Raw genomic sequence first — 24,127 nt, 5'->3', positions numbered from 1 at the left:
TTAGCCGGCTTCCACTAATTCGAAAACCTTATCGAGAGCCTTGGGCAGGTTCTCGGGGCTGCTCCCGCCTGCCTGGGCCATATCCGGGCGGCCGCCGCCCTTCCCCCCTATGAGAGGCGCGAGCTCCTTTGCAATATTCCCCGAATGGTATTTCTTCTTGAGGTCGTCCGTCACTCCGACGAGTATGTAGGCCTTGCCGCCGTCCCTGCTTCCGAGAACGGCCACGCCCGACTTGAGCTTCCCCCTTACGCCGTCCCATACCTGCCTGAGCTGCCCGGGGTCGGCGTCGGGTATCTCGACGGAGAGCACGCTCACGCCGTTGAGCTCCTTTACGTTCTGGAGGAGGTCGCCTGTTTTTTCGGTGAGCATCCTGCTCTTAAAGCCTTCGAGCTCCTTTTTAAAGCCCTCGTTTTCCTCGATGAGCTTCGTCAGCCTCGAAATGAGATCCGACTCGGGGACCCGCAAAACCCTGGCGGCCTCGGTGAGCTTTTCTTCTTTCCCGCGGAGGTAATTCCACGCGGCCTCTCCGGCAAGCGCCTCGATACGCCTTACGCCTGCGGAAGACGCGGTCTCTGAAACTATCTTGAAAAGGCCGGCCTCGCCCGCGCTTTCGAGGTGCGTTCCACCGCAGAGCTCACGGCTGTAGTCGCCTATGGTCACAACCCTCACCTTGTCCCCGTACTTCTCCTCGAAAAAGGCCATGGCCCCTCTTTTGATCGCCTCGTCGTAGGGGACATCGGGCTCGGTGACTACCGTATCGTCCCACCTTATCCTTTCGTTTATTATCTCCTCCATCTTCCTTATATCCCTGTCGTCGATGGAGGAATGGTGGGTGAAGTCGAACCTGAGCCTGCCCGGGGCGACGAGCGAGCCCGCCTGGCCGACGTGCGTCCCGAGCACTTCCCTCAGGACGGCGTGAAGGATGTGTGTCGTTGTATGGTGCGTTTCAGCCCCGTACCTCAATTTTTCGTTCACGCGGAGGTCGACCGTGTCGCCCACCCACAGCGTTCCTTTCTTCACTACCGCGTGGTGCACGATCAGCGTCGGGAGCGGCTTCCTGGTGTCCGTGACGTCGGCGATGCCGCCCTCGGCCTCGATCGTTCCCCCGTCGCCGACCTGGCCTCCGGACTCGCCGTAAAATGGCGTCCTGTCCGTTATTATATCGACGCTTTCGCCCTCGCCGGCGCTGTCCACGAGCGCCCCGTCCTTTATAATCGCGGTTATGCGCCCCGTGTCCTTCGTCCTGTCGTATCCCGTGAAGTTGACCAGCATGCCGCCCGAGACGAAGTCCCTGTAAAGGGGCTGGAGCGAGCCTTCGCCGCCACCCTTCCAGGCCTTCCGCGACTTCTCGCGCTGCTTTTCCATCTCGGCTTCGAAGCCGGCGAAGTCTATTACGAGCCCGCGCTCGCGCGCGATGTCCTGCGTGAGATCGACGGGGAAACCGAACGTGTCGTAAAGCTTGAACACGACGTCGCCGGGTATGGTCTTCCTGTCCCCCATTTTTTCGATCTCTGTATTAAGAAGATCGAGGCCCCTGTCTATAGTTTCGAAAAATCTCTCTTCTTCGTTCCTGACCACTTCCTCGACGAAGCCGATACGCTCTTCGAGCTCGGGATAGGCATCGGACATTATGTCCTTGACCCTCGCGGCTATCCTGTAAAGGCACGGCTCCTCGATCCCGAGCATCTTCGCGTGACGGACGGCGCGCCGGAGGATTCGCCTGAGCACGTAACCCCTGCCTTCGTTCGACGGAAACACGCCGTCCGAGATGAGGAACGTGACTGCGCGCCCGTGGTCGGCGATGACCCTCATCGACACGTCGGCCGAGCTGTCCTCGCCGTAAGTCTTCCCGGATATCTCTTCGACCCTGGATATGATCCCGCGGAGGAGGTCCGTCTCGTAATTGCTCTTAACCCCCTGGAGCACGGCGGAGATTCTTTCGAGCCCCATGCCGGTGTCTATGCTCGGGTTCGGGAGCGGATTGAGCGCCCCAGAGCTGTCCCTCTCGAACTGCATGAAGACGAGGTTCCAGAGCTCGAGGTAACGATCGCAGTCGCACCCGACGGCGCACTCGGGCTTCCCGCACCCGAATTCCTCGCCCTGGTCTATGAGTATCTCAGAGCACGGCCCGCAGGGCCCCGTGTCGCCCATGGCCCAGAAGTTATCTTTCTCTCCAAGCCTGACTATTCTGCCCGGAAGAAGGCCTTCGGCCTCCTGCCAGAGCTTCTCGGCCTCGTCGTCTTCTTCGAATACCGTCACCCAGAGCTTTTCCCTGGGGAGCTTGTAAACGTCGGTTATGAGCTCCCATCCGAACTGTATCGCCTCTTTTTTGAAGTAATCGCCGAAAGAGAAATTGCCGAGCATCTCGAAGAAGGTATGGTGTCTCGACGTATAGCCGACGTTTTCGAGGTCGTTATGCTTCCCGCCCGCGCGGACGCACTTCTGGGACGACGTCGCCCTCTTGTAATCGCGCTTGTCGAGCCCGAGGAAGACGTCCTTGAACTGGACCATGCCGGCGTTCGTGAAAAGAAGCGTCGGGTCGTTTTTCGGGATGAGGGAGGAGCTCTTCACGATCGTGTGCCCCTTCTCCTCGAAATATTTGAGGAATCGATTTCTTATTTCAGAGCCTGTCATTTTATTCTTCGTCATTTCCGTATTCGTATTATATAGCGGCGCCCGCCGCCGCCCTTCCGCCGGCGGTTTTCCTTGCCGGGTACGTTGCAGCGAGCTGCCCGCACGCCCCGAGTATGTCCCTTCCGCGGTTCTTTCGTATCCTGACGTTAATCCCGAACGAGATCACTATCTCCTGGAATCGCAGCACGCGCTCCATAGAGGGCGACTTGTAGGGAAGCGGCTGCGCCTCGTTAAAGGGTATGAGGTTGAGCTTGCAGCTTATCCCGGAGAGCAGATTGCCGAGGTCGTACGCGTCCTTGTCGGAATCGTTCACGCCGCTCAGCATCACGTATTCGAACATGAGCGCCTTTCTGGGAGGCACCGGGAAGCCGACGCTCGCCTTTAAGAGCTCCTTTATAGGATAGCGCTTGTTTATAGGCATTATTTCGTTTCGTATCTCGTCCGTAGGCGCGTTAAGCGACACCGCGAGATTGACGGATATCCTTTCGCCGAGCTCCTTTATCCCGGGCGCCAGCCCCGAGGTCGAGACCGTTATACGCCTCGGCGAAAGCGCGAGCCCGTTACGGTCCGTCAGGTTTTCGAGAGCCCGGACGAGGTTGTCCAGGTTGTCGAGCGGCTCGCCCATGCCCATAAAGACTATATTGGTTACGGAGTCGTACGTGAGCCTGTTTACTATCAGGTACTGGTCTATTATCTCGGAGGGCCTCAGGTTGCGTATTTTCCCCACGGTGCCCGTGAGACAAAAAGTGCACCCGAGGGCGCACCCCGCCTGCGAGGATACGCAGAGCGTATTCCTCTTTTTATCGGGTATGAGGACGCTTTCGATCCGGTTCCCGTCCGAGAGGGTGAAGAGATACTTCCTCGTCCCGTCCTTCGAAACCTGCTCGCCCGCGAGCTCTATCGAATCGCCGATGGTAAAGGATGCCTTGAGGGTTTCTCTCAGGTCCTTCGACAGGTCGGTCATCTCGCCGAAAGTCGACGCCCCCCTCACGTAAATCCATTTACCTATCTGGCGGGCCCGGTAGGGCTGAATCCCCTTCCCCGATACGAATTCTCCGAGCTCGGCCGGGCTTAAATCCTTGATGTTCATATTGTCGCCGGAATACGTATTAATTTTAAACGCTATCCGAGTAAGGATACAGGGGGTAGTGAGGTTATACAATAGCCGGAAGCCCCCTCAATTACAGTCAATAAGGGGCAATCGGGGGGTTGCCCCGGGGGCGCCGGAAACGCCGCCGCACCCGGGTCAGCCGGCCTGCCCGGGAGGCTCGGCCTCGCCCGTGACCGTTCCGACGAGCTCCGAGAATTTCGCGAGCTCGGCCCTTATCTCCATGATCTCCCTCATGAGCACGACCCGCCGCCTCGATCCCGCCTTTTCGTAGGACGACTTCCTCAGGGCGAGGCGGCTTACGAGCATAAGGTACTTGTCCTTGTTAAGGTATTTCGGGAACCAGCCTTTCTTCTTCATGGCGCCGTACGACATCAGTATCTTCCTGTATCTCTGGGGAAGCACCCCGAGGTCGAACTCCTCGGCGAGCTGTACCTCTCTTTGCCGCCGCTCGGTCAGGATCGACTTAGCATACATTATGAATATGAACACGATGTAGGAGAACAATATGAGAACCGCCAGCGTCCAGTGGGCCTCGCTCCTGGACGTGACGAGGAAGTTCCACGTCGAGTGGAGGAACACGGCGAGGAAATAATAGAGGCCGACCGATACGAGGGCTTCCCTTCCGCCGTCCTTTAGCTTGCTTATCCCCGCCCCGAACGTGGCGCTCGCGGCGCAGTGCATGTTGGCCGTCATCATGCTCCGGAGGAAAAGGAGATTCAGCCACTCGTACCCGGGGGCGTAGCTCGCGTACTGGGCGAAGTAGAGGAAATTCTCCGTCATGCCGAATCCGAGCCCCGAGGCCGCGCCGTAGAGGAGGCCGTCGGTCATGTTGTCGAAGTGCCGGAGCCTCAGGAAAAAGAGCACGATAAGCCCCTTCATCAGCTCTTCTATGGCGGGCGCGACCAGGACGGCTGTAGTGTCGAAATGGGGGCTGTATATCGACCCGCCGAGGAGCCTTATGCTCGCCTCCGTGCCGAGGATCGACAGTATGACGGCCCCGAACCCGCCCCAGAAAAAGGCGCCGAAGAGGTACTTCAGCGGCTCCCTGTCGTAACGGTCTATCCACCATACAAAGAGGAGTCCCGCCAGCACAGGGGCGACAGCCATGACGAGGGAGACGAAAACTATTACGTGGTCCATGAATTATCCAAGATATTATGCTCTATCGCCGTCAATTACAACAATCCTTTCGGTACAAGGAGGATGAAGCGCCTCTCTTGCGCTACGCAGCCACCGAAGAGCGGCCGGCGGCTAGGCCCGGCCCCGAGGGCTTGATACTTCCCTCCGTTTTGAAGATAATATCGCCCGAAACAAATGCCTTGAAGCCGATATACTGGTATATTAATCGCTGAGGGAACAATCTGAACATGTCCAGCCTGAAAACCGCCCTTGATCACGGGCTCACGGAAGAGGAATATAACAAAATCACGGGCGCTTTGGGCAGGGAGCCTAACCTTACGGAGATAGGCATACTCGGCGCGATGTGGTCCGAGCACTGCTCGTACAAGAGCTCGAGGATTTATCTCCGGAAGCTCCCCACGACGGGCGAGAGGGTCATACAGGGGCCGGGCGAAAACGCGGGCGTCGTCGATATAGGCGACGGCCTCTGCGTCGTCTTCAAGATGGAAAGCCACAACCATCCCTCGTTCATCGAGCCCTACCAGGGCGCAGCGACGGGTGTGGGCGGGATACTGAGGGACATATTCACTATGGGCGCGAGGCCCATAGCCATACTCGATTCGCTAAGGTTCGGGGACCCTTCACTCCCCAAGACGAAATACATCACCGAAGGCGTCGTCTCCGGCATAGCCGGGTACGGGAACTGCATCGGCATCCCGACTGTCGGCGGCGAGGTTTATTTCGACCCATGCTATGACGGCAACCCGCTCGTAAACGTATTCGCGCTCGGCGTCACTAAATCCAGCGAGATATTCAGGGGCTACGCCGAGGGCGTCGGGAACCCCGTCATCTACGTCGGCTCGAAGACCGGGCGCGACGGCATACACGGCGCGGTGATGGCGTCCGAAACCTTTACGAAAGAGGCCGAGGAAAAGCGGCCCGCCGTCCAGGTAGGCGACCCGTTTACCGAAAAGCTCTTACTCGAAGCGTGCCTCGAGCTCTTTAAAACCGGCGTCGTGGTCGGGATTCAGGACATGGGGGCCGCCGGGCTCACGTCATCCTCGACCGAGATGGCCGAGCGGGCCGGGACCGGCATAAGGATCGACATCGAGAAGGTCCCGCGAAGGGAAGAGTCCATGACGCCGTACGAGGTCATGCTCTCGGAATCGCAGGAGCGGATGCTGATAGTGCTCGAAAGGGGAAAGGAAGAAGTAGCGGAGAATATATTCAGAAAATGGGGGCTCGACTTCAGCGTCATAGGAGAGGTGACCGACAGCCACAGCATCGTCATCACCGAGAACGGAGAGACGGTAGCCGACATACCGCTGAGTCTGATATCAGAGGAAGCCCCGGCGTACGACAGGCCGGTGAAAGAGCCCTCGAACCTCGCGGAGCTCGGTCGGCTCGACCTTTCGGAGTTGCCCGTGCCGGGCGACCTCGAAAGGGTTTTATTGACGCTCCTCTCTTCGCCGACGCTCGCCGACAAGCACTGGATATACGAGCAGTACGACTACATGGTAAGGACGAACTCCATAACCCTCCCCGGCTCGGACGCGGCCGTCGTAAGGATAAAGGGCACGCCCAAGGCCGTCGCCATGACGGTCAACTGCAATTCGAGATACTGCTATCTCGACCCCTACACCGGGGCTGCGATAGCAGTCGCCGAGAGCGCGAGGAACCTCGCATGCTCGGGCGCCCTGCCCCTCGCTATCACGGACTGCCTCAATTTCGGCAGCCCGGAGACGCCCGAGGTCATGTGGCAATTCAAACGCGCGCTCGAAGGTATGGCCGAGGCCGCCATAGTCCTCGATACACCGATCGTAAGCGGCAACGTGAGCTTTTATAACCAGACCGAGGACAGGGCAATATTCCCGACGCCTACAGTAGGCATGATCGGTCTCATAGACGACGCCGAGCGCCGCCTCACGCAGTGGTTCGAAAACGAGGGCGACGTAGTGGCTATCCTGGGCGAGACTAAAGAGGAGCTCGGGGGGAGCGAATACCTCTCGCAAATACACGGGAAAACGGCGGGCCTCCCCCCGTCGGTAGATCTCGAACGAGAGAAAAACCTGATAGCGACCTTACTAAAAGCCTCGGGAGAAGGTATACTTAACTCTGCACACGATCTTTCCGAGGGGGGTTTCGCAGTAGCACTTGCGGAGTGCTGTTTCAATCCGAACGGCCCTTTAGGCGTCAGGGTGGACATTCCTGCTGAAATCAGACCGGATGCCCTCTTATTTTCAGAAACCCAGGCAAGAGCAATCATTTCATTCGACGAGAAGAACATCGAAAGGCTGGAGGAAATTATTCAGGAATTCGGGGTGCCTTTGGAGATCATAGGCAGAGTGGAGGGTTCTCGAATATATGTCCGGGAATTGCTGGACGTTCCCGTATCCGAGGCTTTGACGGTGTGGACCACGGGCTTCGAGAATGACCTTAAAAGCTATGGCTAAGCTCAAAGAAGAATGCGGTGTGTTCGGTATTTTCGGTAACGCCGAAGCGTCCAACCTGACATACCTCGGCCTTCACGCTCTCCAGCACAGGGGCCAGGAAAGCGCCGGTATAGTCACGTCGGACGGTGTGAACCTCCACAACCACCGCCAGATGGGCCTCGTTTCCGACATTTTCACCGAAGATATACTGTCGCGCCTGCCCGGCACGAACGCCATAGGCCACGTCCGCTATTCGACCACCGGGTCGAGCCAGGACAAGAACATGCAGCCCATCGTGATCAACTACTTCCGAGGGGCCCTGGCGATAGCGCACAACGGCAACCTTACCAACGCCCGGACGCTCAGGGAAGAGCTCGAGGGCGATGGGGCGATATTCCAGTCGACGACGGACACCGAAGTCATAGTCCATCTCATAGCGAAATCAAAGGAAGAAACGCTTATTCAGAGGATAATCGAGTCTCTCACGAGGTGTAAGGGCGCTTACTCGCTCATGTTCCTCACGCCCGAAGTGATGATAGCGGTGAGGGACCCGTACGGGTTCAGGCCCCTCGTCATGGGGAAGCTCGGCGACTCTCCCGTGTTCGCTTCGGAGACCTGCGCCTTCGACCTCATCGAGGCCGAGTACATAAGAGAGGTCGAGCCCGGCGAGATTATCGTCGTAACGCAGGACGGCATGGAATCCTTCAAGCCTTTTGGCGAGGTGCCGCACGCACACTGCGTCTTCGAATACATCTACTTCGCGCGGCCCGACAGCTTCCTTACGGGAAGGAACGTTTACCAGGTGCGTAAGGCTCTCGGTAAGCAGCTCGCGAAAGAGCACCCGGCCGAGGCCGATATCGTCGTCGCCGTGCCCGACTCGGGCGTGCCCGCCGCAATCGGGTTTTCGGAGCAGCTCGGCCTCCCGTTAGAGCTAGGGCTCCTGAGGAGCCACTACGTCGGGAGGACGTTCATTGAGCCCCAGCAGTCAATCAGGAACTTCGGCGTAAGGCTCAAGCTGAACGCCATAAGGGAAGTGCTTAACGGTAAGCGCGTCGTCATCATAGACGACTCGATCGTAAGGGGCACGACGTCGCGAAAGATAGTGAAGATGATTCGCGCCGCCGGGGCGACGGAGGTGCACATGAGAATAAGCTCGCCGCCGACCAAGTTCTCGTGTTACTACGGGATCGACACCCCCCTCAAGGAAGAGCTCATCGCCAACTCTCTCGAAATAGACGAAATAAGAAAGTACATAACCTCGGACTCGCTCGGCTACCTAAGCCTCGACGGGGTTATGAAAGCTGTGGACGAAACGAAGCGCCGCGAAAACGGAGAGAGCTTCTGCAGCGCCTGCTTCTCAGGCAGGTACCCCGTGGAGCTCACCGACCTCAAGAAGGTCAAGCACAAGCAGCTCGGGCTTTTCGGGGGATAACCGGCTCTCTTATCCAACGACGGTTGACTTCATGACGATATCATGATACTTTCATGATATGGCGATTATACAGGTCAAAAACGTTCCCGATCCCTTATACAAGCGCCTCAAGAGACACGCGAAGAAAGCCGATAAAACCCTGAGCGACGTGGTTCTGGAAGCGATCGAGAAAGAGCTGAAAAGAAGCGAATGGCGGGAGCGTTTCGCAAAACGGCCTTCTTCGGACCTTGGCGTCTCCGCAGCTTCCCTCCTCGACGAAGAGAGACGGGAAAGGGATAACGAGCTCTCGAAATGAGGTTCGTAATCGACGCTTCGGCAGCCGCCGAATACCTCCTCCGCACAAGTCTGGGCCTGAAAGTATCGGAGCTTATCGAGAGGGCCGAGCTAGCAGCCCCCGAGCTGCTGGACGTCGAGATACTTTCCGTCCTGAGACGGGCGGTGCTCAAGAAAAGGCTTGAAGAGAATCGGGCGCTACTGGCGATCGAAGACCTGGCCGGCTGGGACGTCGAACGGATTTCGCATACAGTGCTCATCCACGACGCCTGGCGGTACAGGCACAACACCAGCGCTTACGATGCGTTTTACGTTTCGGCAGCGCATATATACGACGCGCCGTTACTAACGACGGAGGGCCCGTTGTCCAAGGCTCCCGGCCTGGGAATAGTGGTTCAAAATATTCGGCTGGCGAAATAAAGGTTTTAGCCGATCTCCCTCAACTTGCCGAGGACGTCTTCCATCTTTTTTATCTGGAATGAAAGCTCTTCGAATATCTCGCGCTCTTTCTGGATTATCTCTTCGGGCGCGCGGCTGAGGAAATCGGGGTTGGATAACTTCTTCTCGGTGCGTTCGAGGTCCTTGGAAATCTTGCCGATTTCTTTCTTGATCCTCTCGGTTTCCCTGGAAACATCGATGAGACCTTCGACGGGGAGGAATATTTCGACCCCTGGTATGACCTGCGCGACGGCCTTCGCGGGCTTCTCGCCTTCGGTTATCTCCATTCCGGTGAGCGTCGCGAGGCTCATAACGAAGCCCTTGTTGTTCTCGATCTGTGTTTTGATAATATTATTTTCGGGAAGGAGAACGACGCTCACCTTCTCCGAAGGATGAAGGCCCAATACGGCTCTAAGGTTCCGTATGCCGACGACAATCCCCTTCATGAGCTCTACTTCATCATGCTCCGCACGGAAAATCAGCCCGGGGCTGTACTCAGGAAACGCGCTCAGCATTATGCTCTCGGCCGTTCCGCCGCGGACGCCCGGGAGCTCGACGCCGAACTCCCTTAATCTCTGGTAAAGCTCCTCAGTAACGAACGGCGCCATCGGGTGCAGGAGCTGGAGGGCGGTCTTGAGCACCCTCACGAGAACCCCCTGCGCCTGCTGCTTTTTTGCGGAGTCGCCGCCGTAAAGAGCGGGCTTTACGGATTCTATGTACCAGTCGCAGTACTCCGACCAGAAGAACTGGTACACGGCGCTCGCGGCCTTGTCGAACTCGTAACCGTCGAGCGACGTCTCGACCTCTTTCACCGTTTCGTTGAGCTTGGTAAGTATCCACTTGTCGTACGTCGAGAGCTCGCCGTCGGGGTGCTTGGTCCCCGCGTCGTAGTCTCCCAAGTTCATGATAAGGAAACGCGAGGCGTTCCAGATTTTATTTATAAAATTCCTGTACCCCTGTATGACAGGCATGGAGAGCTTTATGTCCCTCCCCTGCGTCGCGAGGGCCGTAAGGCTGAACCTGAGCGCGTCCGCCCCGTTTTCCTCGACGACGGTCAGCGGGTCGATGACGTTCCCCCGGGTCTTACTCATCTTCTGGCCCTTCTCGTCCCTTATGAGGCCGTGGATGTAAACGTCCCTGAACGGCACGTCGCCCATGAACTTTATGCCCTGCATTATCATCCTCGCCACCCAGAAGAAGATGATGTCGAACCCCGTAACGAGGACGCTCGTCGGGTAGTAACGCTCGAGCTCGGGCGTATCGTCGGGCCAGCCGAGTGTGGAGAACGGCCAGAGCCCGGACGAGAACCACGTATCGAGGACGTCCGGGTCGCGTTCGAGGACTGGCTCTTTGCCGTAGTGTTTCCTCGCCGCCTCACGGGCCTCGTCCTCGGAGAGTGCGACGAAGATTTCACCGTCGGGCCCGTACCACGCCGGTATCTGGTGCCCCCACCAGAGCTGCCTCGATATGCACCACGGCTCTATGTTCCGGAGCCATTCGAAGTACGTATTCTCCCAGAATCTGGGGACGAACCTGACCCTGCCCTCCTCGACGGCCGCGATGGCCGGCTCGGCGAGCTTTTTCGCATCGACGTACCACTGCTCCGTGAGCCACGGCTCGATGACTACGCCCGACCTGTCGCCGTAGGGGACTGTGTGGGTAGTCTCCTCGATCTTGTCCAGGAGCCCGAGCGCTTCCATGTCTTCGATGACGAGCTTTCTCGCCTCGAAGCGCTCCAGCCCGCGGTATTTCTCGGGCGCGTTTTCGTTAAGGTGCGCCGTCGCGTCGAATATGTTCACCATCGGGAGATTGTGTCTCCGCCCGACCTCGAAGTCGTTGAAGTCGTGCGCAGGCGTAATCTTCACCGCACCTGTCCCCTTTTCAGGGTCGCTGTATTCGTCAGCGACTATCGGGATTTTCCGTCCGACCAGCGGCAGCACGACGTTCTTCCCGACGAGGTGTTTGTAGCGCTCGTCTTCGGGATGAACGGCGACGGCGGTGTCGCCGAGCATCGTCTCGGGCCTCGTCGTGGCGACGGTTATAAACTCGCCCTCGCTGCCCTCGACGGGATATTCGAAATGCCAGAAATGCCCCCTGACCTCCCGCTGCTCGACTTCGAGATCGCTGATAGCTGTCGTCAGCTTCGGGTCCCAGTTAACGAGCCTCTTATCTTTATAAATCAGCTTTTCGTTGTAGAGGTCGACGAACACCTTCCTCACGGCGCGCGAAAGGTTCTCGTCTAATGTAAATCTTTCTCTGTCCCAGTCGGGCATTGCGCCGAGCCGCCTGAGCTGTGTCCCTATGGTGCCGCCCGACTCTTCCTTCCATTTCCAGACGCGCTCTATGAACACACCCCTCCCCATCTCGGCCCTCGAAGTCCCTTCCTTCTCGACCTGCCTCTCGACCATCATCTGAGTCGCGATACCGGCGTGGTCCGTGCCCGGCACCCATAGCGCGTCGAAACCCTTCATGCGCTTGTAACGTACGAGTATGTCCTGGAGAGTGTTGTTGAGCGCGTGGCCTATGTGGAGCGAGCCCGTAACGTTGGGCGGGGGGATGACTATTGTAAAAGGCGGGAGCCCGGATTCAGGCGAGGCTTTATAATAGCCCCTGTCCATCCATTCGGCGTACCATTTCTCTTCAACCTTTTTAGGATCGTAGACCTTGTCCATCCGGGTTTTATCGTTTTCTGACATGGCAGCCGCTTGTATAATGAAGGATTAAAAAAAAGGGGGCGGGTAACGGTATTTCCGTCGCCTGCCCCCGGAATTTCAAAGTTTGATTTTATTCGTCAGCCGAAGCCGCGGCCGGCACCGGAACCTCGAGAACGGGAACCTCGACGTCGATGTTCCTGTATATCGGGAGCCCCGTACCCGCGGGTATGAGCCTGCCCATGATAACGTTCTCCTTGAGTCCGCGGAGGTTGTCGGCCTTGCCTTCGCAGGCAGCCTCGGTAAGAACCCTCGTCGTCTCCTGGAACGAAGCGGCCGAAAGCCAGCTGTCCGTGCTGAGAGACGCCCTCGTTATGCCGAGGAGCAGCGGTTCCGCCGACGCGGGCCTTCCGCCCTGTTCGAGCACCCTTTCGTTCTCTTCGAAGAAGATGTGCTTCTCGACGGCCTCTCCGACGAGGAGTATGGTGTCTCCGGGGTCCTTGATCCTGACGCGCTTTAACATCTGCCTGACTATGGCCTCGATGTGCTTGTCGTTGATCTTGACGCCCTGGAGCCTGTAGACCTCCTGGATCTCGTCCACGAGGTACCTCGTAAGCGCGCGTTCGCCCCTTATGCGGAGGATGTCGTGCGGGTTGACGGAGCCGTCAACGAGCTGGTCGCCCGACGTGACGATTTCCCCTTCCCTCACGAGCACGTGCTTGCCTCTCGGTACGAGGTATTCCTTCGGCTCTCCGACCTCAGGCGTCACCACGACCCTTCTCTTACCCTTCAGGTCCTTCCCGTAGCTCACGATACCGTCGATCTCGGTTACGACGGCCGGATCCTTCGGTATCCTCGCCTCGAAGAGTTCGGCAACCCTCGGAAGGCCGCCCGTGATGTCCTTGGTCTTCGCGGTCGCACGGGCTATCTTGGCCACGACGTCTCCCGCGTTCACGGCATCGCCTTCGTTAACCTCGATAATCGCCCCTATGGGAAGCGAGTACTGAATGCTCTTCCCCTCGTTCGTGTGTATCACGAGGCCGGGGTGAACATCCAGGCTCTTGGATTCTATGACTACCTTTTTGTAAATACCGGTGACCTCGTCGACCTGCTCCTTCAAGGTTATACCCTGCTCCAGATCGACAAATCCCACCGTCCCGTCGAATTCGGATATAAACGGAGTAGTGTACGGGTCCCATTCCGCGAGTAGCTGTCCTTCTTTAACCTTCTGCCCGTCGGCAATCTTGAGCTTCGCACCGAGGGCGAGCGGGTAGCGCTCCCTTTCGTAGCCCTTGTCGTCCACGATTATAAGCGTTCCGGTACGGTTGATTACGACGAAGCTCCCGTCCTTCGTCTCGACGGTCCTTACGCTCTGGAACTTGACCGTACCCTCGTGGGTGGCCTCGAGCGTGCTCTCGGCCGCCCTCTGGCTGGCCGCACCGCCGATGTGGAACGTTCTCATGGTGAGCTGCGTTCCGGGCTCGCCGATCGACTGGGCCGCTATGATTCCGACGGCCTCGCCTATGTTGACGAGCTTTCCGGTGGCGAGGTTCCTGCCGTAGCAGAGCGCGCAAACGCCTATGCGCGTTTCGCACGTGAGCACGGACCTTATCCTTACTTCCGTGACGCTCCCGGCCTCGTCTATCTTGGCCGCGGCCTGCTCGTCGATTTCCTGGTTTGCCCTGACTATCGTCTCGCCGCTTACGGGATCGACTATGTCCTCGAGCGTAACCCTTCCGAGCACCCTGTCGCCGACGCGCTCTATTATCTCGCCGCCCTCGACGAGGTCGCTCACGGTTATGCCCTCGACAGTTCCGCAGTCGTATTCCTTGATCATTACGTCCTGCGCGACGTCGATGAGCCTTCTCGTCAAATAACCCGCGTTCGCCGTCTTCAGCGCCGTGTCCGCGAGACCTTTTCTCGCACCGTGGGTCGAGATGAAGTACTGGAGAACCGTCAGCCCTTCCCTGAAGTTGGACGTGATCGGGGTCTCGATGATTTCACCCGAGGGCTTAGCCATAAGGCCCCTCATGCCCGCGAGCTGACGGACCTGGGTCTGGCTCCCCCTCGCACCCGAATCGATCATCATGTATATCGGGTTCGAGCTCGCGCCCCTCTTTACGGTGCCGTCTTCGTCGACGATCTCTTCGTACGAAATATCTCTCATCATTTCCTGGGCGACGTCGTCGCTCGTCCTGGCCCAGATGTCGATTACCTTGTTATACCTCTCGCCGTCCGTGATAAGACCGTGAGAGTACTGGTTCTGTACCTTTACGACTTCGTCCTGGGCCTTCTGGAGGAGGTCTTTTTTCCTCTCCGGAATGCTCATGTCGCCTATCGATATCGATATACCGGCCCTGGTCGAATACTTGAACCCGAGGGTTCTCATGCGGTCCGCAAGGATTACAGTGCTCTTGCCGCCCGCCATCCTGAAGCAGGTATCGACGAGCTCTTCGATGGCCCTCTTTGTCATGACCCTGTTGACGAGCTCGAACGGTATGCCGTCCGGCATGATGTTGTAAAGTATCACGCGCCCGGCCGTCGTTTCGTAGAGCTTGCCGTTGACGCGGACCTTTATCTTCGCGTGTATTCCTATCTCGCCCGAGTCGTACGCCATGTGTACTTCGTCGATGCTGGAGAATATCTTGCCGTCCCCCTTGTCGGTGGCCATGTCCCTCGTCATGTAGTAGATGCCGAGGACGATGTCCTGCGTCGGGAGGATTATCGGCTTTCCGTGCGCCGGCGACAGTATGTTGTTAGTGGACATGACGAGCGCCCTGCATTCCGTCTGCGCCTCTATAGAAAGGGGCACGTGTACGGCCATCTGGTCGCCGTCGAAGTCCGCGTTATACGCCGGGCAGACGAGCGGGTGAATCTGAATAGCCTTGTCCTCGATCAGTATAGGCTCGAAGGCCTGGATGCTGAGACGGTGGAGCGTAGGCGCACGGTTCAGAAGCACCGGGTGTTCTTTAATAACTTCGTCGAGGGCGTCCCATACGATCGGGGCCTCCTGCTCGACGAGCTTTTTCGCGATTTTAATGGTGGCGGCGGCTCCCCACAATTCGAGCTTCTGGTATATGAACGGCCTGAAAAGCTCGAGCCCCATCTGCTTCGGAATACCGCACTGGTGGAGCCTGAGCTCGGGGCCCACGGTGATAACCGAACGGCCCGAATAGTCCACCCTTTTTCCGAGGAGGTTCTGCCTGAACCTTCCCTGTTTTCCCTTGATTATGTCGCTCAAGCTCTTGAGCGGCCTGTGGTTGTGCCCGAGAACCGGCCTTCCCCTTCTCCCGTTTTCGAGAAGGGCGTCGACCGATTCCTGGAGCATCCTCTTTTCGTTCCTGACGATGATGTCCGGAGCGCCCAGCTCGAGGAGCTTCTTGAGCCTGTTATTCCTGTTTATGACTCGCCTGTAAAGGTCGTTGAGGTCAGACGTCGCGAACCTTCCGCCGTCCAGCGGAACGAGCGGCCGGAGGTCGGGCGGAAGAACGGGGATCCTCGTAAGGATCATCCATTCGGGGCGGTTCTTCGACTTCCTGAAGGCCTCGCATATACGGAGCCTCTTGGCGATCCTCGCCCTCTTTATCGGGGAGGATGTGTTTTTCATTTCGTGCCTTAGCTGCTCGGAGAGCTCGACGAGGTCGATCTTCTTCAGCATCTCCCTTATCGTCTCGGCGCCCATGCCGACCTTGAAGCTGTGGCCGTAATCCTCGACGGCCTTCCTGTACCTGTCCTCGCTCAAAACCTCGGCGAACTTAAGGCTCGTGTTCCCCGGATCGAGGACGACGTAGGACTCGTAATAAAGGGTCTTTTCGAGGTCCTTCAAGGTCATGTCGAGCAGCATCCCTATACGGGACGGTATGCTCCTCAGGAACCATATGTGCGCCACCGGCGAGGAAAGCTCTATGTGGGCCATCCTCTCCCTCCTGACCTTGGAGGAGATAACCTCGACGCCGCACTTCTCGCACGTGATTCCCCTGTGTTTCAGCCTCTTGTATTTACCGCACGTACATTCGTAGTCCTTCACCGGGCCGAAAATCTTGGCGCAGAAAAGCCCGCTCCTTTCCGGCTTGAAGGTCCTGTAGTTTATCGTCTCGGGCTTTCTTACCTCGCCGTGAGACCATTCCTTTATCTTTTCGGGAGAAGCTATCGAAATCTTGACAGCCGAATACTCCGATGGGTTCTTCGGCTTTTCAAATAGTGTATCTACGTCCACGTTGTCTCCCTCCCTTTGTTTAGTTTATTCCCTTCCGAGCTCTTCTTCCTCGAGAAGGTCGATATCGAGCGCAAGCGCCTGCAGCTCTTTCTGCAGGACCTTGAACGATTCCGGCAGTCCGGGCTCGAAATTCATGTCGCCCTTCACTATCGAATCGAAAATCCTCGTCCTTCCTATTACGTCGTCCGATTTTACGGTTAGGAATTCCTGGAGCGTGTACGACGCGCCGTACGCTTCGAGAGCCCACACCTCCATTTCCCCGAGCCTCTGTCCGCCGAAGTGGGCCTTTCCGCCGAGGGGCTGCTGGGTAACGAGCGAATACGGCCCGATTGCCCTCGCGTGAATCTTCTCCTCGACAAGGTGATGGAGCTTCAGCATGTACATGACGCCGACCGTAACCTTCTGGTCGAAGGGCTCTCCGGTCTGGCCGTCGAAAAGTATGGTCTTTCCGTCCTCGGGAAGACCCGTATCCCTGAGCATTTTTTTAATCTCTTCTTCGGACGCGCCGTCGAACACAGGAGACTTCACAGGTATGCCGTGGCGGAGCCTCTTGGCGATCATCAGGACCTCGTCGTCGTCGAGATTGTCTATAAGCTTCGTGACTTCGTTCGATTTATTATATATTTCCTTCAGCTTGGTCTTGAGCGCCGAGGTGCTGTACTCCCTTTCGAGTATCTCGTTAAGCTGGTTCCCGAGCGCCTTCGCCCCCCAGCCGAGATGCGTTTCGAGCACCTGGCCTACGTTCATTCGTGAAGGTACGCCGAGGGGGTTAAGTATCATGTCCACCGGGGTCCCGTCGGGGAGGTACGGCATGTCCTCTTCCGCGAGGATTTTCGATATGACGCCCTTGTTACCGTGGCGTCCGGCCATCTTGTCGCCGACCTGGAGCTTCCTCTTGACGGCGATGTCCACCTTGACGACCTTGAGCACCCCGGGCGGGAGCTCGTCGGGCTTCGTCAGCTTGGATATGCGCTGCTCGTAAACGACGTTGGTAAGATCTATCTGCTCTAAGGTCCTTTCGACTATGCGCTTTATCTCGGCCTCTATCTCGTCGCCCTTTTCGACCGTAATGTCGGCGAATTTTTCAAACGGTATGGTGCCCAGTATCTCTTCCGTTATCTTGTCGCCTTTCTTGAGCACGGTCTTTCTCGAAACCGTGAGCTTGGCCGAAGACACCTTGCCAGTGACGAGGGCCTTTACCCTCTCGAAGGCGTCGTCCTTTAATATCTTGACCTCGTCTTCCCTGTCCTGCTTCAGGCGGGTGACCTCGAAGTCTTCGATGCTCTTGGCCCTCTCGTCCTTGTCGACGACGCGGGATATGAGCATCTTCACGTCTATAACGGTTCCGTAAATACCGGGCGAGGCCCTTAGCGAGGTGTCCTTTACGTCGCCGGCCTTGTCCCCGAATATGGCCCTTAAGAGCCTTTCCTCGGGGGAAAGCTGGGTTTCGCCCTTGGGCGAAATTTTGCCGACGATGATGTCGCCGGGCTTTACCTCGGCCCCTACCCTTATGATACCGCTCTCGTCAAGGTTACGGAGGGCGTCTTCGCTGACGTTCGGGATGTCGCGTGTTATCTCTTCCCTTCCGAGCTTCGTTTCACGCGCTATACACTCGACCTCTTCGATGTGTATGGACGTGAAGCTGTCTTCCTTGGCGAGCCTTTCACTCATTAGAATTGCGTCTTCAAAGTTGTATCCGCCCCACGGCATGAAAGCCACCAGGACGTTCTGCCCGAGGGCGAGCTCGCCGAAATCGGTCGAAGGACCGTCGGCTATGACCTGCCCCGCCCTTACGGGCTGGCCTTTCTTGACTATGGGCTGCTGGTTCCAGCACGTGCTTTGGTTGGACTTCTGGAACTTGAGCAGGTTGTACATATCCACGCCCGCTTCGGTGCCCGACGTCTCGCCCGTCGCGCTTATGACGATCCTCGCGGAATCGACGTACTCGACGACGCCGTCCCTCTTCGCAAGGACGGCGACACCCGAATCCTTGGCTACCGTGCTTTCGAAGCCGGTGCCTACGATAGGGGTGCTCGTGCGTATGAGCGGAACTGCCTGGCGCTGCATGTTAGAACCCATGAGCGCGCGGTTGGCGTCGTCGTGCTCGAGGAACGGAATCAGCGAAGCCGAAACCGAAACGAGCTGCGAAGGGGAAACGTCCATGAGCTCCACCTTCTCGCGCTCGACCATCATGAACTCGCCGCCGTGCCTCGCCGAAATGAATTCCGAGGTGAAATTGCCGTCCTTGTCCAGCGGGGCGTTGGCCTGGGCGATAATGTATTTTTCCTCCGCCAGCGCGTTCATATAAACTATCTCGTCCGTAACGCGGGCGTCCTTGACGACCCTGTACGGCGTCTGTATGAAGCCGAACTCGTTTATTTTCCCGTACGTGCTGAGGCTCGAAATAAGGCCGATGTTCGGGCCTTCAGGGGTCTCGATCGGGCATATCCTGCCGTAGTGCGAGGAGTGGACGTCCCTCACCTCGAAACCCGCCCTTTCCCTCGTAAGACCGCCGGGGCCGAGGGCGCTCAGCCTTCTCTTGTGGGTTATTTCCGAAAGCGGGTTCGTCTGGTCCATGAACTGCGAAAGCTGACCCGTGGCGAAGAACTCCTTCACCACGGCGATGACCGTTTTCGGGATCAGCAGCTCGCTCGGCATCAGGTTTTCGACCGCCTGGTAGCCCATCTTCTCCTTGACGGAGCGGGCCAGCCTTTCGAGGCCGTGATAGAAGCGGTCTTCTATGAGCTCGCCCACCGTGCGGACCCTTCTGTTGCCGAGGTGGTCGATGTCGTCCGTCGTTCCCCTGCCCCCCCTGAGATCGAGGAGATACCTTACGGTCTCCATTATGTCTTCCGGGGTCAGCGTCGATACGTCGTCCGGTATGCCGTGATTGAGCTTGTAGTTGATCTTAAGACGCCCGACCTGTGAAAGCCTGTAGGTGTCGGGGTTGAAAAACATGTTGTCGAAGAACGATTCCGCCACGCTCAGCGTCGGCGGGTCGGTCGGCCTGAATTTCTTGTATATCTCGGTTATAGCGTCTTCGCGGGTCTTTACCTTGTCCGCAAGAATGGTATTCCTGAGTGACGCGACCACCGATATGTTGTCGATGTAAAATACGTCGAATTCGCTTACGTCGGCGCTTTTTATCTCCTCGAGCTTCTGGTCGGTTATCGTCTCGTTGAAGTTGACGATGACCTCCCCCGTCTTCTTGTCGACGATGTCGGTCGCGGCGAACCTGTCCATGAGCTCGGACTCGTCTATGGAAACGATGTCGATGTTGGCGCGCTTCAGCTTCTCGACGATGTTCCTTACGAACCTCCTGCCCTTCTTGACGACGACTTCGCCCGTCTCGGGGTCGGTGATGTCGGCGCTCGCCCTCTGGGAGGAAAGAACGTCGTGGTTCACCTTCTTGGTAACCCCGTCCGGGCCCAGGTAAATCGTCTCGACCGGGTAGAAGTACTTCATTATCTGCCTGTCGTCGTAGCCGAGCGCCTTAAGAAGGACGCTGACGAGGAACTTCTTTTTCCTGTCTATACGTACGTGGAGGAGGTCCTTGGAATCGAATTCGAAATCTATCCACCTGCCGTCGTGAGGCACGATCCTCGCCGAGAACGAAGACCTTCCCGACCCGGTGTCCTTGTTCCTTACCTGGTCGAAGAACACGCCCGGGGAGCGGTGGAGCTGGTTTACGATAACCCTCTCCGTTCCGTTCACGATGAAAGAACCGTTGGGCGTCATGAGCGGAATCTCTCCGAAATAGACCTCCTGCTCCTTGACGTCCCTTATGGTGCGCTCCTCACCGGATTCCGTATCCCATATGACGAGCCTGAACGTGACGTAGAGAGGGGCCACGTAGGTATAACCCTTCAGCCTGCACTCCTGCGCCTCGTACTTCGGCCTGTCAAACCTGTAGTTTATATACTCCAGAGAGGCTTTTTCGTTATAGTCCTCTATCGGGAAAACGGTTTTAAATGCATTGTGAAGCCCTACGTCCTGACGCTCGTCCGGCTTTACTTCGGCCTGGAGGAACTCGTGGTAGGACTTGACCTGCACTTCCAGTAGGTGAGGTATCTCGAGGATAGATGGTAATTTCGAAAAACTCTTTCTAAGTTTATAGGATTCCAAACCATCAAGGCTCAACGTTACTTACCCCCCATATGTGTATTTAACACCTGCTTCCTTAGTCTGCTGTTAAATTCTCTCGGCAAAAAAGGTATAGCTCCGCATAGACCGCCTAGAAGGCGTTCGCCCGCGACAAAACCGATAATCTATCCGAGAATGGATGCATAGATTATTAGTAGATGTAAGGTCGGAAATTAGGTATATATAAATATCAGTCAGCCACTTCGACACAATAACTGATACTATAGTATACCGGCTTTCCCGAAAAAACCTAATTGACTTCTACTTCGGCGCCGGATTCTTCGAGCTTTTTCTTTATATTCTCGGCTTCCTGCTTGTCTACACCTTCTTTTACCGCCTTGGGGGCACCCTCTACGAGCTCCTTGGCTTCCTTGAGACCGAGCGAGGTCACTTCTCTCACGGCCTTGATGACCTGGATCTTGTTCGCTCCCGCAGCCTTGAGTATAACGTTGAACTCGGTCTTTTCAGCCTGTTCAGCGGCAGCCTCTCCGCCCGCTGCGCCGGGAGCCGCCGCAACCGCCACCTGGGGAGCCGCAGCCTTAACGTCGAATTTGTCTTCGATTTCCTTTATCAACTCCGAAATTTCGAGCATGCTAGCCTTGCCGAGATATTCGATGACGTCACTTCTCGTAATGTCAGCCATTGTCTAAAAACCTCCTTGGAATATATAAAAGTATGACTTAACCTGCATGAAACAATTAATTTCCTTCTTTTTCTTTCTTTTCCTTCACGGCGTCCAGCGCATAGAGCACCTTGCTCTGCATCTGGGTGATCGCGCCCAGGAGGTTCGACATCGGGGCAGCCAGAAGCCCTACGAACTGGGCTATGAGCTCCTGCCTCGTAGGCAGCTTGGAAATATCCGTAATACCGCTCTCGTCGACTACAGTGCCCTCGACTATACCGCCCTTGAGCTTGAGATTCGGAATCTTCTTCGCAGAATCGACAAACACCTTCGCAGCCGTCGCAGGATCGCTTTCGCATATCGCGACCGCCGTCGGGCCCACGAACAATTCTCCGATGCGCTCAATTTCGGTGTCTTTTGCGGCTATCCGCAAAAGGGTATTCTTCACCACTTTAAGCTCTGTCCCCGCCTTTTTGAGGTTGTCACGGAGCCCCTCGAGCTCCTTCACCGTAAGCCCCTTGTACTCGACGACCATAACCGAGGGATTGGCCTTAAAGACGGCGCTATACCTTTCAACCAGCTCGTTTTTTGCAGCTTTACTCAGCATTATAAGTACTCCTTAATTACTCACGATTTCCCGATTCACCCGCAATTCCCCGATAGAACGCCCAATCCCTTACGCCGCCACACGGGCCCCTTTCAGCTCGTCGCGCACGTCGATGAAATCGACCTTGATCCCCGGCCCCATTGTATTGGCGACCGTGATCCTTTTGACGAATGTGCCCTTGGATGTCGCCGGTTTCATTTTAATCAGCGTATCCATGAAGACGAGAAAGTTATCCTTTAGTCTTTCCGGGCCGAAAGAAACCTTGCCTATAGGCGCGTGAACCACTCCGCCCTTATCGTTCTTGACCTCGATACGGCCGGCCTTGGCCTCCTTCACCGCCTGGGCCACGTCGAACGTTACCGTACCGACCTTCGGGCTCGGCATGAGCCCCCTCGGGCCGAGCACCTTACCGAGCTTGGCCACTATGTTCATAACGTCCGGCGTCGCTATGGAAATATCGAACTCGAGCCAGCCTTCGCCCGATATTTTTTCTATGAGGTCGTCGAGGCCAACGTGGTCGGCCCCGGCATCCCTGGCCTCTTTTTGTTTCTCGTCCTTGGCGAATACCGCAACCCTTATGTCCTTGCCGATACCGTGCGGGAGCACCATACCGGCCCTTATCTGCTGGTTGGCCTGCCTCGGGTCTATCCCCAGCTTGACCGCAACCTCGACCGTCTCGTCGAACCGGGCCGTCTTCGTCTCTTCCAGGAGCTTCATGGCCTGGTCGAGGCCGTAGGTCGCCTTAGTATCGACCGACTTCTTCACTTCGTCGTATTTTTTACCGTGCTTTGGCATAACTCTATCTCCTCGAATACCTTGATCCCTTACGCAATGGGACCCCCTTACATATCGGCCCCGTCCGGAAGCATCGCTCCAAACCCCGACGGCCCCGCACGACATTGACAAGGTTCAGACGACTTCTATACCCATGCTCCTCGCGGTCCCGGAAACGATCTTCATTGCCGCGTCGAGGTTATCGGTGTTAAGGTCCGGCATCTTCGTTTTCGCGATTTCTTCGACCTGTGCCCTGGTCACCTTCCCGACCTTCTTCTTCGGAACCTCACCGGAACCCTTTTGAACCTTTGCTATCTTCTTAAGAAGATAAGACACCGGCGGCGACTTCACCTCGAACGAAAAGGATTTGTCCGCATAGACTGTGACGACTACCGGGAGTACACCTTCCATCTTCTGCGTCTTGGCGTTGAAGGCCTTGCAAAACTCCATGATATTGACGCCCCTCTGACCGAGCGCGGGCCCCACAGGGGGCGACGGGTTCGCCTTTCCGGCCTCGACAAGGAGCTTAATGTATCCGTCTATCTTTTTCATTTTAGATTTTCTCCACCTGATTAAAATCCAATTCTATAGGCGTCGTTCTTCCGAAAATAGTCACAAGCACCTGAACCTTGGCCTTATCCGGCCTGACCTCTTCTATAACACCCGAGAAGTTCGCGAACGGCCCTTCCACCACTTTGACTGTCTCGCCCCTGTCGAAAGACACTTTAGGCTTCGGCTTGAGCGTGCCCTCTTCGATCTGCTGTTTTATCTTGAGCACTTCCTCTTCCTGTATGTCGGGCACGGAATCCGGATCGATCCTCCCGTCCTTGACCTTCCCGCCGACAAAACCTATTACTTTAGGTATATTGCGGACGAAGTGCCAGCTCCTGTCGCTGAGCTCCATTTTTACCAGTATGTATCCCGGGAAAAACTTCCTGACCGAGGTCTTTTTCTTGCCGCCCTTAACCGGCTCGACAATGGTCTCCGTCGGGACCAGGACTTCGAGAACCTCGTCGTCGAGCCCCTCCTGCTTGGCCCTGTCTTCGATATAGGACTTAACCCTGTCCTCAAAGCCGGTATTGGTATGAACTACGTACCATCTTTTAGGCATAGAAAATCCCTGTCTCCCTCTCCGTCTTAACCAAGCAGCGCCCTTACACCGATCGAGAACAGATAATCCACGAGGCCCAGAAACGCCGCGAATATGCCCGATATGGCCACAACGGCCAGGGTCGACTTGACGGCTTCTTGTCTCGAAGGCCACGTTATACGTCTTGCCTCGCTTTCTATGTCGGAGGCAAACTGTGTGACGCTCGAGCTTATATTCTTTATCTTATCCATTCGTGTGTCCTGTGCAGGGCAGGAGGGAATCGAACCCCCAACCGCTGGATTTGGAGTCCAGTGCTCTCCCTAATTGAGCTACTGCCCTATTCACAATTTTTACGAACCTCTACTTGGTTTCTTTGTGATCGACGTGCTTCTTGCACCACTTGCAGTACTTCTTAAGCTCGATCTTTTCCCTGTGAACCTGTTTATTCTTCGTCGTAGAATAGTTTCTTCTCTTGCACTCGCTGCAGGCGAGAGCAACCACGATTACATTATCACCCATTGTGTCTCACGTCACTCCACGATTTTGGTAACGACTCCGGCGCCCACGGTCCTGCCGCCTTCCCTG

The 24,127-nt window shown here is 56.7% G+C and carries 17 protein-coding genes and 1 tRNA gene; 4 read left to right on the top strand and 14 right to left on the bottom strand.

The window, feature by feature from the left end:
- From alaS to PKC29_00080, 3 genes are all read right to left on the bottom strand, one after another.
- On the bottom strand, positions 1-2,634 hold the full coding sequence (alaS, locus tag PKC29_00090) for an alanine--tRNA ligase (GenBank protein ID HML93811.1): 2,634 nt from the start codon (positions 2,632-2,634) through the stop codon (positions 1-3).
- A gap of 28 nt (positions 2,635-2,662) precedes the next feature.
- Complete coding sequence (gene rlmN / locus PKC29_00085) at positions 2,663-3,724, bottom strand: 23S rRNA (adenine(2503)-C(2))-methyltransferase RlmN (protein HML93810.1); 1,062 nt, start codon at positions 3,722-3,724, stop codon at positions 2,663-2,665.
- 156 nt (positions 3,725-3,880) lie between these two features.
- Positions 3,881-4,885, bottom strand: coding sequence for a PrsW family intramembrane metalloprotease (locus PKC29_00080; GenBank protein HML93809.1), 1,005 nt, complete (start codon positions 4,883-4,885; stop codon positions 3,881-3,883).
- 227 nt (positions 4,886-5,112) lie between these two features.
- Here PKC29_00080 and purL point away from each other — a divergent pair, with 227 nt between their 5' ends.
- The 4 genes from purL to PKC29_00060 are packed head-to-tail and all read left to right on the top strand — an operon-like array spanning position 5,113 to position 9,421.
- A complete protein-coding gene (gene purL / locus PKC29_00075) occupies positions 5,113-7,317 on the top strand; it encodes a phosphoribosylformylglycinamidine synthase subunit PurL (GenBank protein ID HML93808.1) in 2,205 nt (734 codons plus the stop codon).
- Positions 7,310-8,728 (top strand): amidophosphoribosyltransferase, encoded by a 1,419-nt coding sequence (gene purF / locus PKC29_00070; protein ID HML93807.1) that lies wholly within the window; start codon positions 7,310-7,312, stop codon positions 8,726-8,728. The genes purL and purF overlap by 8 nt, the downstream gene beginning before the upstream one ends.
- Positions 8,729-8,786: 58 nt before the next feature.
- Positions 8,787-9,023 carry a toxin-antitoxin system HicB family antitoxin gene (locus PKC29_00065; protein ID HML93806.1) on the top strand — a complete coding sequence of 79 codons (237 nt, stop codon included), beginning with the start codon at positions 8,787-8,789 and terminating at the stop codon, positions 9,021-9,023.
- Positions 9,020-9,421, top strand: coding sequence for a type II toxin-antitoxin system VapC family toxin (locus PKC29_00060; GenBank protein ID HML93805.1), 402 nt, complete (start codon positions 9,020-9,022; stop codon positions 9,419-9,421). Before PKC29_00065 ends, PKC29_00060 begins: the two co-directional genes overlap by 4 nt.
- 5 nt (positions 9,422-9,426) lie before the next feature.
- Here the strand turns inward: PKC29_00060 and PKC29_00055 are convergent, their stop codons facing one another.
- From PKC29_00055 to rpmG, 11 genes are all read right to left on the bottom strand, one after another.
- A complete protein-coding gene (locus PKC29_00055) occupies positions 9,427-12,135 on the bottom strand; it encodes a valine--tRNA ligase (protein ID HML93804.1) in 2,709 nt (902 codons plus the stop codon).
- 88 nt (positions 12,136-12,223) lie between these two features.
- Complete coding sequence (rpoC, locus tag PKC29_00050; GenBank protein HML93803.1) at positions 12,224-16,306, bottom strand: DNA-directed RNA polymerase subunit beta'; 4,083 nt, start codon at positions 16,304-16,306, stop codon at positions 12,224-12,226.
- Positions 16,307-16,330: 24 nt separating this feature from the next.
- On the bottom strand, positions 16,331-20,431 hold the full coding sequence (rpoB, locus tag PKC29_00045) for a DNA-directed RNA polymerase subunit beta (GenBank protein ID HML93802.1): 4,101 nt from the start codon (positions 20,429-20,431) through the stop codon (positions 16,331-16,333).
- Positions 20,432-20,699: 268 nt separating this feature from the next.
- A complete protein-coding gene (rplL, locus tag PKC29_00040; protein ID HML93801.1) occupies positions 20,700-21,092 on the bottom strand; it encodes a 50S ribosomal protein L7/L12 in 393 nt (130 codons plus the stop codon).
- Positions 21,093-21,147: 55 nt separating this feature from the next.
- On the bottom strand, positions 21,148-21,678 hold the full coding sequence (gene rplJ / locus PKC29_00035) for a 50S ribosomal protein L10 (protein ID HML93800.1): 531 nt from the start codon (positions 21,676-21,678) through the stop codon (positions 21,148-21,150).
- Between the two features lie 69 nt (positions 21,679-21,747).
- Positions 21,748-22,473 (bottom strand): 50S ribosomal protein L1, encoded by a 726-nt coding sequence (rplA, locus tag PKC29_00030; GenBank protein ID HML93799.1) that lies wholly within the window; start codon positions 22,471-22,473, stop codon positions 21,748-21,750.
- Positions 22,474-22,587: 114 nt separating this feature from the next.
- Positions 22,588-23,004, bottom strand: a complete 417-nt coding sequence (gene rplK / locus PKC29_00025; GenBank protein ID HML93798.1) for a 50S ribosomal protein L11 — start codon at positions 23,002-23,004, stop codon at positions 22,588-22,590.
- Position 23,005: 1 nt separating this feature from the next.
- A complete protein-coding gene (gene nusG / locus PKC29_00020; protein HML93797.1) occupies positions 23,006-23,563 on the bottom strand; it encodes a transcription termination/antitermination protein NusG in 558 nt (185 codons plus the stop codon).
- Between the two features lie 26 nt (positions 23,564-23,589).
- The gene (gene secE, locus PKC29_00015) at positions 23,590-23,793 is read right to left on the bottom strand and encodes a preprotein translocase subunit SecE (GenBank protein ID HML93796.1); all 204 of its coding nucleotides are present in this window, start codon (positions 23,791-23,793) and stop codon (positions 23,590-23,592) included.
- Between the two features lie 14 nt (positions 23,794-23,807).
- Positions 23,808-23,881 (bottom strand) — tRNA-Trp (locus tag PKC29_00010).
- 21 nt (positions 23,882-23,902) lie between these two features.
- Complete coding sequence (gene rpmG, locus PKC29_00005; GenBank protein ID HML93795.1) at positions 23,903-24,061, bottom strand: 50S ribosomal protein L33; 159 nt, start codon at positions 24,059-24,061, stop codon at positions 23,903-23,905.
- Positions 24,062-24,127 lie beyond the last annotated feature (66 nt).

The sequence above is a fragment of the Thermodesulfobacteriota bacterium genome (genome assembly GCA_035325995.1).
Classification (GTDB): Bacteria; Desulfobacterota_D; UBA1144; order Nemesobacterales; family UBA2774; genus JADLGH01.
The sequence above is the reverse complement of the archived record's forward strand: the minus strand, read 5'-3'. Positions and strand labels throughout refer to the sequence as shown.

Excerpts from the sequence above, each read along its gene's own strand:
- secE (HML93796.1), bottom strand. The coding sequence starts at position 23,793 with ATGGATAAGATAAAGAATATAAGCTCGAGCGTCACACAGTTTGCCTCC.
- nusG (HML93797.1), bottom strand. The coding sequence starts at position 23,563 with ATGCCTAAAAGATGGTACGTAGTTCATACCAATACCGGCTTTGAGGAC.
- PKC29_00065 (HML93806.1), top strand. The coding sequence starts at position 8,787 with ATGGCGATTATACAGGTCAAAAACGTTCCCGATCCCTTATACAAGCGC.
- rplL (HML93801.1), bottom strand. The coding sequence starts at position 21,092 with ATGGCTGACATTACGAGAAGTGACGTCATCGAATATCTCGGCAAGGCT.
- purL (HML93808.1), top strand. The coding sequence starts at position 5,113 with ATGTCCAGCCTGAAAACCGCCCTTGATCACGGGCTCACGGAAGAGGAA.
- rlmN (HML93810.1), bottom strand. The coding sequence starts at position 3,724 with ATGAACATCAAGGATTTAAGCCCGGCCGAGCTCGGAGAATTCGTATCG.
- rpmG (HML93795.1), bottom strand. The coding sequence starts at position 24,061 with ATGGGTGATAATGTAATCGTGGTTGCTCTCGCCTGCAGCGAGTGCAAG.
- rplJ (HML93800.1), bottom strand. The coding sequence starts at position 21,678 with ATGCTGAGTAAAGCTGCAAAAAACGAGCTGGTTGAAAGGTATAGCGCC.
- PKC29_00055 (HML93804.1), bottom strand. The coding sequence starts at position 12,135 with ATGTCAGAAAACGATAAAACCCGGATGGACAAGGTCTACGATCCTAAA.
- PKC29_00060 (HML93805.1), top strand. The coding sequence starts at position 9,020 with ATGAGGTTCGTAATCGACGCTTCGGCAGCCGCCGAATACCTCCTCCGC.
- purF (HML93807.1), top strand. The coding sequence starts at position 7,310 with ATGGCTAAGCTCAAAGAAGAATGCGGTGTGTTCGGTATTTTCGGTAAC.
- alaS (HML93811.1), bottom strand. The coding sequence starts at position 2,634 with ATGACAGGCTCTGAAATAAGAAATCGATTCCTCAAATATTTCGAGGAG.
- PKC29_00080 (HML93809.1), bottom strand. The coding sequence starts at position 4,885 with ATGGACCACGTAATAGTTTTCGTCTCCCTCGTCATGGCTGTCGCCCCT.
- rplA (HML93799.1), bottom strand. The coding sequence starts at position 22,473 with ATGCCAAAGCACGGTAAAAAATACGACGAAGTGAAGAAGTCGGTCGAT.
- rplK (HML93798.1), bottom strand. The coding sequence starts at position 23,004 with ATGAAAAAGATAGACGGATACATTAAGCTCCTTGTCGAGGCCGGAAAG.